Genomic DNA, 11846 nt, shown 5'->3' with positions numbered 1-11846 from the left:
TGATGATGGGAATCAGCGCGTTGCGGAACACATGCTTCCACAGCACCTGGCGCTCGCTCAGGCCCTTGGCGCGCGCGGTCAGCACGTACTGCTTGCGGATTTCCTCGAGGAAGGCGTTCTTGGTCAGCATGGCCGTGACGGCGAAGCTGCCAGCGACCATGGCCGTGATCGGCAGCGCGATGTGCCAGAGGTAGTCGACGATGCGCGCCCCCCAGCCCAGCTGCTCCCAGTTGGCCGAGGTCAGGCCGCGCAGCGGAAACCACTGCAGCTGGCCGCCGAAGATCACCAGCAGCGCCACGCCCAGCACAAAGCCCGGAATCGCATAGCCCACGAGAATCAGCAGCGTGGTCACGAGATCGAAGCGCGAGCCCGCGCGCACCGCCTTGGCCACGCCCAGCGGCACGGCGACGAGATAGCTGATCAGGAAGGTCCACAGCCCCAGGCTGATGGACACCGGCAGTTTCTCCACCACCAGGTCCCAGACCGCCTTGTTGTGGAAAAAGCTGCGACCCAGATCGAAGCGCGCGAACTGGCCCAGCATCTGGAAGAAGCGCTCATGCGCAGGCTTGTCGAAGCCGTAGAGCGCCTTGATCTGTTCTAGGCGCTGCGGGTCCACGCCCTGGGCGCCGCGGTAGTTCATGCCGCCGCCCCCGCCCGTCGCCCCGCCCACTCCGGCCTTGGCTTCGGCCAGATACTGCTCCACCGGCCCGCCGGGAACGAACTGGATCACGACAAAGGTCAGCAGCAGCACGCCCAGCAGCGTGGGCACCATCAGCAGCAGCCGCTTGAGGATATAGACGAACATGGTCGGCCTTTCTAGCGGGGCTCAGCGGAAGTCTGCGGCGGCAGCCTGGCCCACCAGGTGTCCAGCGCCCAGAGCTCGCCCGTGGCATAGGGCGGCACGGTCTCGGGGCGTTGCAGCCGCCAGGCGTTGTAGACCATGCGGTGCGTGCCCGCGCTCCACTGCGGAATCAGATAGTGGCTGTGCGCGATCACGCGTTCGAGCGCATGGCAGGCCGGCAGCAATTCTTCCTGCGACCTGGCCGTGGTGATGGCCTTGATCAGCGCATCGACGGCCGGGTTCTTGACGCCGGCATAGTTGCCCGAATCCTCGGTGTCCGCGGCCTTGCTGCCGAACAGGTCGGCGAATTCCTGGCCCGGGTTGTGCGTGCCCTGGAAGACGATGGTCGCCATGTCGAAATCGAATTTCTGCAGCCGCTGCTGGAACAGCGCGAAGTCGACGGCGCGGTATTTGAGCTTGATGCCCAGCTTCTCGAGGTTGCGCTGCCAGGGCGCGACCGTGCGCAGGCTGCCCTCGCCGCTGTCCATGTATTCGAGCTCCAGCGCCTGGCCGGCCGCGTTGCGCAGCACGCCGTCCTGCACACTCCAGCCCGCATCGCGCAGCAGCTGCTGGGCGCGGCGCAGATTGGCACGCAGCGAATTCGGTGGATCGGTGCGCGGCGGGCGGTACATTTCGCCGAACGCCGCGGCCGGAATCTGCGCGCGCCAGGGCTCCATCAGCGCCAGCTCGGCCGCGCTGGGCAGGCCGCGCGTCTCGCAGGCCGTGTTGCCGAACATGCCGCGCACGCGGTAGTACGAGCCGTAGAACATCTGGCGGTTCATCCACTCGTAATCCATCGCCAGATCAAGCGCTTCGCGCACGCGTGCGTCCTGCAGCAGCGGCCGGCGCGTGTTGAGCACATAGCTCTGGAAGCCCGATGGCAGCTTGTGTTCGAACTCGCCCTTGACCAGCTCGCCCGTGGAAAAGCGCTTGCCGCTGATGCGCCGCGCCCAGTCGCCGGCGCTGTAGACGCGCATCAGATCGAACTCGCCGGCCTTGAGGGCTTCGAGCCGCGCGGTGTTGTCCTTGTAGATCTTGACGCTCACGCGCTCGAAGTTGGCCGTGCCCTTGCGCGCGCCCAGATCCCTGGCCCAGTAGTTCGCGTCGAGCACATAGGTGATGTCCTTGCCGAAACGCACCGGACCCACGCGGTACGGGCCGCTGCCGATGGGGATTTCCATCACCACCTGATCGAAAGGCTTGACCTTGCCGTCCTCGCCGCGCGCCCAGTCGGGGCTGAAGATGGGCAGGCCGCCCACGGTCAGCGGCAGTTCGCGGTTGGGCACATGAAAACGAAAGCGCACCGTGCGCTCATCGACCACGTCCGCGCCCGCGACGTCGATCAGCAGCGTCTTGTAGGCCGGCGAAGTGTATTGGCCGATCAGTGTCTCGAAGCTGTACTTCACGTCCTTGGCCAGCACCGGCTTGCCGTTGTGAAAGCGCGCCTCGCGCCGCAGCCGGAACGTCGCCGACAGGCCGTCGGGCGCGACGTCCACGTCTTCGGCGAGCAGGCCGTAGCCGGTCGCGGTCTCGTCGAGCGAACCGGTGAGCAGCGTGTCGAACAGCAGATTCGACAGATAGGCCGGCGCATTGCCCTTGATGGTGAACGGGTTGTACTTGTCGAAAGTCGATACCCGCAGGTTGCTCACCAGCCGCATCTCGCCGCCCTTGGGCGCCTGCGGATTGACGTAATCGAAATGCGTGAAGCCCGCGGGATAGCGCGGCTGCCCCCATAACGCATAGGCATGCGCGCTCCAGGCAGGGGAGGCACCGAGAAGCAGCAGAGAAAACATCCAGTAGCGCATGAGACAATTCTGCCCTAGCCTTGACCGGATGCGTCCATCGCCCGGTCGCCGCGCGCAACAGAATTTGCGAACTGCACATTCCTACCTACTTTCCTGGAGAAAAACAATGGGTTTCCTCACCGGCAAAAAACTGCTGATCACCGGCGTTCTGTCCAACCGTTCCATCGCCTACGGCGTCGCCAAGGCCTGCCATGCACAAGGCGCCGAACTCGCGTTCAGCTATGTCGGTGAGCGCTTCAAGGACCGCATCACCGAATTCGCGGCCGACTTCGATTCCAAGCTGGTGTTCGACTGCGACGTGGCCGACGACGCGCAGATCGAGAAGCTGTTTGCCGACCTGGGCCAGACCTGGGGCAAGTTCGACGGCTTCCTGCACTCGATCGGCTTTGCGCCGCGCGAAGCGATTGCCGGCAACTTCCTCGACGGCCTGAGCCGCGAGAACTTCCGCATTGCCCACGACATCAGCGCCTACAGCTTCCCCGCGATGGCCAAGGCCGCCCTGCCCTACCTCAACGACAAGTCGTCGCTGCTGACGCTGTCGTACCTGGGCGCGCTGCGTTCCATCCCCAACTACAACACCATGGGCCTGGCCAAGGCCTCGCTCGAAGCTTCGGTGCGCTACCTCGCCGAAGCCGTGGGCCGCACCGAAGACGGTCGCACCATCCGCGCCAACGGCATTTCCGCCGGCCCTATCAAGACCCTGGCCGCGAGCGGCATCAAGGATTTCGGCAAGCTGCTCAGCCGCGTTGCCGACGCCTCGCCGCTGCGCCGCAACGTGACGCCCGAAGACGTGGGCAATGTCGCGGCCTTCATGTTCTCCGACCTGGCCGCGGGCGTGACCGCTGAAATCACTTACGTGGACGGCGGCTTCAGCCAGACCGCGGGCCTGAGCGCCGACCAAGTCTGATCATCACGCTGCGGCGTCGAGTTGAAAGCCATGGGCGCGAGTCCATGGCTTTTTTCATTGTCGAAGCGCCTGGCGTGACGCTGCTTTCGATGCACGCGAAAGGTGCAGGGACATGGCGCAGGCCCTGGTCACCTGCGGCATGACGAACTAAGCTGGCGGCAATTTCAGCCCAGCGCGCCGACCCGATGTCATCCAGCGAAAACGAACACGATCCCCATCACTGCCACGACCATGGCCACGCGCACGCAGAGCCGCACGCACATGACCACGGCCCTGGCGCCCATTCGCATGCGCCATCGGTCACGGCGTCGAATGCCAGGCGCATCCAATGGGTCTTCGTGATGACGCTGGGCTATGCGGGCGTGCAGGCCGTGGGCGGCTGGCTGTCGGGCTCGCTGGCCTTGATCGCCGATGCAGGCCACATGCTGTCCGACGCCGCGGCGCTGCTGCTGGCGCTGATCGCCTACCGCATCGCGGCGCGCGCGCCCGACAAGCTGCGCACCTATGGCTTTCACCGCGTGCGCGTGCTCGCGGCGCTGGCCAATGGCGCCACGCTGCTGCTGCTCGTGGCCTGGATCGCCTGGGAAGCCGTGGCGCGCTTTCGCCAGCCCACGGAAGTGCTTGCCGGGCCCATGCTGGCCGTGGCCGTCGTAGGCCTGCTGGTGAACGTGGTCGGTGCCTGGGTGCTGATGCGCGGCGAGCAGAACGACGGCAATCTGCGCGGCGCGCTGCTGCATGTGGTCGGAGATCTGCTGGGCTCGGTGGGCGCGATCGCGGCCGCGGTCGGCATCATGTATACGGGCTGGACCGTGCTCGACCCGATTCTGTCGGTGCTGGTCGCGGTGCTCGTGGTGCGTTCGGCCTGGAGTCTGGTTTCGGACGCGCTGTTGATACTGCTGCAGGCAGTGCCGCGCGGGCTCGATGTCGAAGCCGCGCAAGCGGCCATCGCGCGCCTGCCCGGCGTCGCCGAAGTCGGCCATTTCCATGCCTGGACGCTGACCGACGAGCGCGTGGTGGCCACGGTGCATGTCACCCCTTCACCCGGCACCGACCCGCTGATGCTGCCAAAGCAGGTCGCCGATCTGCTGCGCGACAAGCATGCCATCGAACATGTGACGGTGCAGGTGGACCCGCCGGGCGGGCTGCGCGGCCCGCATTGAGGTACTGGACTTACTCGGCGCGCAGCGAGGCGTTGAGCTGGTCTATGACTTCGGCCCACTCGGCATCGGCACGCAGTTCGTCGCGCAGCAGGCGTGCCTGGGACTCGTTCCAGAACGGCGCTTCATGCAGCAGCACCGCGTTGTCCAGCGGCGCGTGTTCGCGGATGAAGTCGGCAATGCCCTGGGGATCGTCGGCCAGGCCCAGTTGAGCGAACAGTTCGGAGAAGCGGGGATTGATGGTATCCATGGAAAAGTCCTTTGCACGATCGAGTTGATGGCTACGCGGCCACGTGGGCGGCCGCGAAAAATGGCGCTGACAGGACTGCTTCGACGGCGTTGCCGTGGTTGCAGCGCTGTTGAAGCATTGTGCAGGATTCCCCCGTGGTCCACGCTCCCGAAGCTGTCGGAGAAAGCGCCGAGACAGCCGTAGATTATTCGGGCTGTATGCCCGCGGCCTTGATCACCTTGCCCCACTTGGCGGTTTCCTCGGCCTGGAACTTCGCGAGTTCTTCGGGCGTGCCATGCCAGCGGCTGGTGCCCGACAGCGTGTAGAAGCTCGCGGCCTGGCGGCTTTCCACCGCCTTGCCCAGCAGGCCGCTGAGCTGGTTGACGATCTGCGGCGGCGTGCCCGCGGGCAGGTACGCAGCAAACCAGTAGCCCATGTTGTAGCCCTTGATCCCGGCCTGCTCGATGGTCGGCACATCGGGCAGCATGGCGCTGCGCTCCTGCGTGGAGAAACCCAGCGCCTTGAGCTTGCCGGCCTGCACCTGCGGCAGGCCCGTGGAGACATCGGTGATCATCAGATCGATCTGGCCGCCCAGCAGATCGGTGATGGCCAGCGGATTGCTCTTGTAGGGCACATGCAGGATGTCTACGCCCGCGAGCTGCTTGAGCATTTCGCCGGCCATGCGGCTCGACGAGCTGCCGCTGCCGAACGTCAGCTTGCCGGGGTTGGCCTTGGCATAGGCCACGAGGTCCTTGACCGACTGCAGCGGCGAGGAGGAATTGACCACCAGCACCTGGCCGCCCTTGCCCAGGCCGGTCACGGCAGCGAAGTCCTTGACCGGGTCGTAGGGCAGCTTCTTGTACAGGTGTTCGTTGGCCGCATGCGTGGTGTTGGTGGTGATCAGCACCGTGTAGCCGTCGGGCGCGGCGCGCGCCACGCCCTGGGCGGCGAGCATGCCGCTGGCGCCGCCCTTGTTTTCCACCACCACGGCCTGGCCCGTTTCCTGGGTGATAGCCTGGCCCAGCGCGCGCGCGATCTGGTCGGTGGCGCTGCCGGCCGCAAACGGCACGACAAAGGTCAGCGCCTTGGCCGGGTACTTGGCGGCCGTCTGCGCAAAGGCCGCGGGCGCGGCCAGCGCCAGCGCCGCGGCAATGCCTGCGGCCAGCGTGTGTCGGCGCAGCGCGTTGGGGGTCATGGTCTTGTTCATGGTTTGTCTCCGGGTTGTAGTAGTTGGTGGAATGAACGGGAACTAGGACTCTTGCGGCCCCTTGCAATGCACCAGCAGATCGGCGGGCAAGGCGATCTCCATCTGCAGCAGATCGAAGGCCAGCGCCTTGCCATGGCTGTCGAGGTTGAGTGCGCTGTTGACACCGCCTTCGAGCATGTCGTCGAGCACGAAATTGAGCGCCTGCAGCCTGGGCAGCACATGGCGCGCGACCTTGCTGGGACTGCGCGCCGCGAAATGCGCGGCCACGCGCTCGGCCGTGACCTGGGCTTCGATCACCGGCCACAGGGCCGGGTGGTAGGCAATCACGCTGATGTTGCTGCGGTTGCCTTTGTCACCGGTGCGGCCATGGGCCAGGCGGTACAGGGGCAGGCTCAGGGAGTGGGAAGTGTTCATGGCAAATGGCATGGTTCAGGGCAGCGCCGCGGCGGGATGCCACCAGCGCCAGCCACAGGGAATCTGCGCGCGCGGCAGCAGACAGGACACCGTCGACAGCCGCGAGCGCAGCTGGGTGCGCACGCCGCCGCCGCCGCCCGGCCCGCAGGTATAGAGCGCATTGACTTCGCGCAGCAGCACTTCGGCGGCCCGGGCCGTGGGCTGCTCCCAGGCCCAGCGCACGCGCACATCGCGCGGCGCTGGCGCGGCCCCGAGATGCGCCAGCCACTGGCCCTGGTCGTCGCCGAGCACGCTGGTCACGCCGATGAAGTCGCAGCGCAGCTTGCCTTGCGCGCCCAGGCGCGTGGCAATGATCTGGCGCGCCAGCTGGGCGCGCGCCAGTGCATGCGCGCCCGCATAGGAAATCTCGGCTTCGGCGAGCCAGCCGCGTTCGCTGCAGACATTGATCTTGAGGTGGCTGGGCCGCGCGTGGCCGCGCACGCCTTCAAGCCGCACCTGATCGGGGCCGACTTCGCTGACCCAGGCATCGCTGATGTCGGCGACGACATCGGGCGTCAGATAGGCCGCGGGGTCGTGCACTTCATAGAGCAGCTGTTCCTTGACGGTCTGGGCGTTGATCAGTCCGCCAGTGTTTGCCGGCTTGCCAATGGTGCAGCTGCCGTCGGCTTCGATGCGCGCGATCGGAAAGCCCACATGGGCCAGATCGGGCACATCCTTGTAGCCCGGATCGGCAAAATAGCCGCCCGAGACCTGGGAGCCGCATTCGAGCAGGTGGCCGGCCATGGTGCCGCGCGCCAGCAGATCCCAATCGTCCCAGGCCCAGCCATGCCAGGCCACGGCCGGGCCCAGCACCAGCGCCGGGTCGGCGACCCGGCCCGCGATCACGATCTCGGCGCCGTCCTGCAGCGCCTGGGCAATCGGCTCGGCACCGATATAGGCGTTGGCGCTGACGACCCGCGACGCGGGCCAATCGGCGCCGCATGCGGCCTGCAAGCCCTGGGCATGCTCGGCGCCCATCAGGTCATCGCCATGTACCAGTGCCATGCGCGGCACGCGAAGGCCCAATTCCGCGGCCAGGGCCGCGATACAGGCCGCCGCGCCCGCGGGATTGGCCGCGCCGAAATTGCTCACGATGCGAATGCCGTGCGCTATGCAGTCGGCCAGCACGGGCCGCAGCAGATCGGCCAGCAGCGGCTCGTAGCCCGCGGCCGGATCGCGCTCGCGCGCCAGCTGCGCCAGCGCCAGCGTGCGCTCGGCCAGGGTTTCAAAGATCAGCACCGCGGGCTCGCCCGCGGCCATCAAGGCGTCGACCACGGGCCGCGCGGCGTCGGTGCGATCGCCCGAAAACCCCGCGCCGCAGCCCACCAGAAGCGGCCCGCGGGGCGTGGAGGCAGAAGCCGGCCCCGAGGGCCAGCGCATGGAATTCAGATCAGGAATGGTGTTCGCCATGGAGCCAATATAGAGAAAGCGATTTATGTTGTAAATTCGATGATTTGGATAGATTGATTTGCATCACCTATGAATCTGACCACCCGGCAACTCCAGGCTTTTGCCGCCCTTCATCAGCATCTGAGCTTCACGCGCGCCGCACAGCAATGCCATCTGTCGCAGCCCGCATTCAGCGCCTTGATCCAGGGCCTGGAGCAGGGCCTGGGCGCGCAGCTGTTCGAGCGCAGCACGCGGCATGTGGTGCTCACTGCCGCGGGCCAGGACTTCCTGCTCCATGCCCAGCGCCTGCTTGCCGCGATCGATCAGGCCGTGCAGTCGATGCAGGGCGCGGCCGAGTTGCGCGCCAGCCGCGTCACCGTCGCCCTGCTGCCTTCGCTGGCCGCCCACTGGCTGCCGTCGCTGCTGGCGCAGTTCGCGCAGTCGCATCCGCAGATCCAGGTGCAGGTGCGCGACGCCTTGAACACCCCCTGCCTCGACAGCGTGCAGCAGGGCCAGGCCGACTGGGCGCTGTGCACGGCGCTGGCGCGCCACCCCGATCTGCATGCGGCGGCCGTGGCCGAGGAAACCTTTTATCTCGTCTGCGCGCGCGATCACGCGCTGGCGCAGACCGCCGCGCCGGTCTCCCCCCAGGCGCTGCGCGGCCTGCCTTTCGTGCACCTCGCGGCCCACACCAGCGTTCGTGCCAGCGTAGACGCCTGGCAGGCGGCGGTGTTCAACGCTGCGCTGCTGCACACCCGCATGGAAGTCGAGCAGCTCGCCACCGTCATGGGCATGGTGCGCGCCGGCCTGGGCGTGAGCCTGGTGCCCGCGCTGTCGCTGGCCTATTTCCAGGACCCGGGCATTGCGATACGCCGGCTCGAAGGCCTGGCGCCCGCACGCACGATCTACTGGGTGCGCCACCGCCACCAGAGCCTGGGCCCGGCCGCCCAGGCGTTCTACGACAGCGCCCAGCATTCGCTGCAGGCCTGGCTGCAAAGCCAGGAGGAAATGCAGTCGGCGGGCCGGACGTGAAAAGCCACGTCGCGCGCGACTGGCTATGATGGCCTGAGCCCCCAACGCAGGCGCCCGCACGATGAGTCCTCTGCCCCTTTTTCCCTTGCGCAGCGAATGCCCGCCCGGTGCCTGCACCTGCGGGCGCGATGCGCTGCTGCAGGACCCGCAGGCCGACCTGCGCATCATGCGGCTCACGCGCGAAGACGAAAAGCGCCTGGTGCAGCGCCTGGAGAACCTCGCCAGCCTGGCCGATCTGCGCCACATGCAGCAGCGCATGCAACTGCAGTTGGGGCTGGAACTGGACATACAGACCAGCCCACGCGAAGTGCGCACGCTGCGCGGCATCACCATCCTGGTGCTGGAGCGCCCGGGGCTGTGCCGCAAGACGCGCCAGGCGATTCCGGCGGCGATCAAGCGCAGCTTCGAGCAGCGCCCCGAAATTGCGTTTGAACTGCTTGATGAGCAAAGCCTGTTTGCGTCGCAAGCTGCCCTGCCCATGACCACCGCGCCCGCGTCACGCTAACGCTTCAAGCCATCTTCGCCGGCAACGCCTGCGGCAGTCACGCCGGCCTTGGCCCACGCCAAGACCCCCTCCCGTGCTGCCAGGCACATGGGCCGCAAGAAAAAGCGATCTTTCTCACCATGCCATGGGATGCACCCATGCAATTTCAGCGGCTTTGGCGGATTCCGTGCGCTCGGAGGAGCTGGTGAAAACGGCGCGTGAAATGGCTGTGGCTGAACGCGGCAAGGCCATTCAACTGATCGATGCCGCAAAAGAAGCCGAGCAGCAGGCCATAGGCGTCAAGGTTGCTGCGCAGGCCGAACGTGAAGCCGCCGAGAATCGCGCCGCCGCCATCACCGTGGAGGCCCATGCGCGCAAAGACGCGGCGTTGGCCGAAGCCGAAGGTATTGCCGCCATCAATGAAGCCAAGAACCGCCTGGGCGTTGCCCAGATTGATTTGGCCGTGCGCCTGCAGCTCATCGAGTCACTGCCCCAGATCCTGGAGCAGGCGGCCAAGCCGATGGAGAAAATCGATTCCATTCGACTCTTCCAAGTCAACGGCTTGCCGGGCATGGGTTCGGGCGCAGGCGGTCATGGCAGCGCACCAGCGGCCGGCGGCACGCTGCCAGAGCAGGTGGTGAACTCCGCCTTGCAGTATCAAGTGGCCAAACCCATTGTCGACGCCATCATGAAAGATGCCGGACTGGCCAATCCTTCGCTGACCGGTATCGCCCAGTCAATAGCCGGCATGGTGACGCTTCCCACCGCACCAGCCGCCGATGCGCCTTTGCTTGATGCTGCCTCGCTGCGAGCGCAGGAGCCCGTTGCCTAGAATGCCTGACGCCATCGGGACTTCGGCGAAGCCGGTGCCGCGTCCTGCAACCGCGCTCGACAGGGGCAGGACAAGCGGCCATACCTGCCGCGCGCGTCACCCCAGCTGCGCCTTGAAGAACGCAATCGTGCGCTCCCATGCCAGCTTGGCCGCGGCCGCGTCGTAGCGCGGCGTGGTGTCGTTGTGAAAGCCGTGCTGCGTGCCCGCATAGTGGTGCACCTCGTACTTCGCGCCCGCGGCCCTGAGTGCGGCTTCGTAGGCGGGCCAGGCGGCATTGATGCGCTCGTCGACGGCCGCCAGATGCACCAGCAGCGGCGCCTTGACCTTGGCCGCCAGCGCCGGATCGGGCGTGTTGCCGTAGAACGGCACGGCGGCGCGCAGCTCGGGCAGCTGGGTCGCGAGCCAGTGCGACATGCCGCCGCCGTAGCAAAAGCCCACCACGCCCAGCTTGCCGTCGCCATCGGCGCGCATGCGCAACCACTGCGCGGCGGCCACGAAGTCTTCGCGCGTGCTCTCCTGATCGAGCTTGGCGAAGGCCTCGCGCGCCTTGTCTTCATCGCCGGGATAGCCGCCCAGCGGCGTGAGCGCATCGGGAGCGAAGGCCATGAAGCCTTCGAGCGCCAGGCGCCGGGTCACGTCTTCGATATGCGGGTTGAGGCCGCGGTTCTCGTGTACCACGAGCACCATGGGCAGGCGCGCCGCGCCTGCGGCCGACGGCCGTGCGAGGTAGCCATTGATCTTGCCGTAGACCGAGGGCGAAGGCAGCGTGACGCGCTGCGTGGTCACCCGGCTGTCCTGCGCGGGCACCTGCTGGCCCGCGGCGAAATTGGGGCTCAGCGCCGCGAGCAGTCCTGCCGCCGTGACGCCGGCCTTCGCATAGCGCTGCGCCTGGCCGAGAAAACTGCGCCTGTCCATGTCGCCATGCACATAGGCGTCAAAGAGAATCAGCAGTTCCTGGTCGAAATCGGCGGCAGTCAAGCGTTTGGTCATTGGCGGCTCCTGAACAAGGGATGGGAAGCGAGGATCTTACGACCATGCAGCCCCATCCACCAGCGCCGCCGGATCGTCAGGGCCGTGCCAGGCGCCAGACGTTGCCCACGCCTTCACCCGTGGCGTCGCCCGGGCGGCTGTCCTTGGCCCAGAAGTACAGCGGCCGGCCCTTGTAGGCCCACTGGGTCTTGCCGTCGTCGCGCGTGATGACGCTCCAGTCGCCAATGGGCTTGGCACCCGCGGGCGCCATCAGCGGCGGCCAGTTGGTCGCGCAGCCGCCGTTGCAGACGCTCTTGCCGCTGCCCACGGCATCGCGGTCGAACACATACAGCGTCATCTGATTGGGGCCTACGAGCATGCCGTTCATGGTCGTCGCGGGCGAAGCCTGGGACTGGGTCATGGAGGCTTGGCTGCTGGGCGCCGTATTGCACGCGGTCAATGCGACCGAGGCCAGAAAAGCGATGGAAGCCATACGTAGCATGGAGTACTCCTTGAGTGTGAAAGCCGGAAGAAGGCGCGC

13 protein-coding genes are annotated in these 11846 nt (G+C 66.7%); 5 read left to right on the top strand and 8 right to left on the bottom strand.

All coding sequences use genetic code 11. The annotated features are described in order from the left end of the window. Together RR928_RS15365 and RR928_RS15360 are read right to left on the bottom strand one after the other, a co-directional pair. A partial coding sequence (locus tag RR928_RS15365) for an ABC transporter permease subunit (RefSeq protein ID WP_332683181.1) occupies nt 1-805 on the bottom strand: 805 nt, incomplete at its 3' end. A gap of 11 nt (nt 806-816) precedes the next feature. After that, the gene (locus RR928_RS15360) at nt 817-2646 is read right to left on the bottom strand and encodes an extracellular solute-binding protein (protein ID WP_332538196.1); all 1830 of its coding nucleotides are present in this window, start codon (nt 2644-2646) and stop codon (nt 817-819) included. A 106-nt stretch (nt 2647-2752) separates the two neighbouring features. On the opposite strand from RR928_RS15360, the gene fabI reads away from it, so the two are divergent. Together fabI and RR928_RS15350 are read left to right on the top strand one after the other, a co-directional pair. Continuing rightward, nucleotides 2753-3553, top strand: a complete 801-nt coding sequence (fabI, locus tag RR928_RS15355) for an enoyl-ACP reductase FabI (protein WP_332548026.1) — start codon at nt 2753-2755, stop codon at nt 3551-3553. Nucleotides 3554-3738: 185 nt separating this feature from the next. Then, nucleotides 3739-4713, top strand: a complete 975-nt coding sequence (locus tag RR928_RS15350) for a cation diffusion facilitator family transporter (protein WP_332683179.1) — start codon at nt 3739-3741, stop codon at nt 4711-4713. 10 nt (nt 4714-4723) lie between these two features. On the opposite strand, the gene RR928_RS15345 is transcribed toward RR928_RS15350, so the two are convergent. The 4 genes from RR928_RS15345 to RR928_RS15330 all read right to left on the bottom strand — a co-directional run bounded on the left by RR928_RS15345 (nt 4724) and on the right by RR928_RS15330 (nt 7979). After that, nucleotides 4724-4960, bottom strand: a complete 237-nt coding sequence (locus RR928_RS15345) for a DUF2789 domain-containing protein (protein WP_332538797.1) — start codon at nt 4958-4960, stop codon at nt 4724-4726. Between the two features lie 184 nt (nt 4961-5144). Then, on the bottom strand, nt 5145-6134 hold the full coding sequence (locus tag RR928_RS15340; protein ID WP_332538805.1) for a Bug family tripartite tricarboxylate transporter substrate binding protein: 990 nt from the start codon (nt 6132-6134) through the stop codon (nt 5145-5147). A 54-nt stretch (nt 6135-6188) separates the two neighbouring features. Continuing rightward, nucleotides 6189-6560: an AtuA-related protein gene (locus tag RR928_RS15335; RefSeq protein ID WP_332538796.1), complete on the bottom strand. Its 372-nt coding sequence runs from the start codon at nt 6558-6560 to the stop codon at nt 6189-6191. A gap of 15 nt (nt 6561-6575) precedes the next feature. Then, nucleotides 6576-7979: an acyclic terpene utilization AtuA family protein gene (locus RR928_RS15330; protein ID WP_332683183.1), complete on the bottom strand. Its 1404-nt coding sequence runs from the start codon at nt 7977-7979 to the stop codon at nt 6576-6578. A gap of 99 nt (nt 7980-8078) precedes the next feature. Between RR928_RS15330 and RR928_RS15325 the strand changes: the two genes are divergently transcribed. From RR928_RS15325 to RR928_RS15315, 3 genes are all read left to right on the top strand, one after another. Beyond that, a complete protein-coding gene (locus RR928_RS15325) occupies nt 8079-9020 on the top strand; it encodes a LysR family transcriptional regulator (RefSeq protein ID WP_332538795.1) in 942 nt (313 codons plus the stop codon). A 61-nt stretch (nt 9021-9081) separates the two neighbouring features. After that, nucleotides 9082-9525, top strand: a complete 444-nt coding sequence (locus RR928_RS15320) for a hypothetical protein (RefSeq protein WP_332538793.1) — start codon at nt 9082-9084, stop codon at nt 9523-9525. Between the two features lie 73 nt (nt 9526-9598). Then, nucleotides 9599-10336 carry a flotillin domain-containing protein gene (locus tag RR928_RS15315; protein ID WP_332538792.1) on the top strand — a complete coding sequence of 246 codons (738 nt, stop codon included), beginning with the start codon at nt 9599-9601 and terminating at the stop codon, nt 10334-10336. A 96-nt stretch (nt 10337-10432) separates the two neighbouring features. Here the strand turns inward: RR928_RS15315 and RR928_RS15310 are convergent, their stop codons facing one another. Then, the gene (locus tag RR928_RS15310; protein ID WP_332538791.1) at nt 10433-11326 is read right to left on the bottom strand and encodes a dienelactone hydrolase family protein; all 894 of its coding nucleotides are present in this window, start codon (nt 11324-11326) and stop codon (nt 10433-10435) included. Between the two features lie 76 nt (nt 11327-11402). Continuing rightward, nucleotides 11403-11807 (bottom strand): COG4315 family predicted lipoprotein, encoded by a 405-nt coding sequence (locus RR928_RS15305; RefSeq protein WP_332538790.1) that lies wholly within the window; start codon nt 11805-11807, stop codon nt 11403-11405. Between the last annotated feature and the right edge of the window lie 39 nt (nt 11808-11846).

The sequence above is a fragment of the Comamonas sp. genome, from assembly GCF_036666375.1.
Classification (GTDB): domain Bacteria; phylum Pseudomonadota; class Gammaproteobacteria; order Burkholderiales; family Burkholderiaceae_C; genus Comamonas.
Note: the sequence above shows the minus strand (reverse complement) of the source record. Positions and strands in the feature narration are given on the sequence as shown.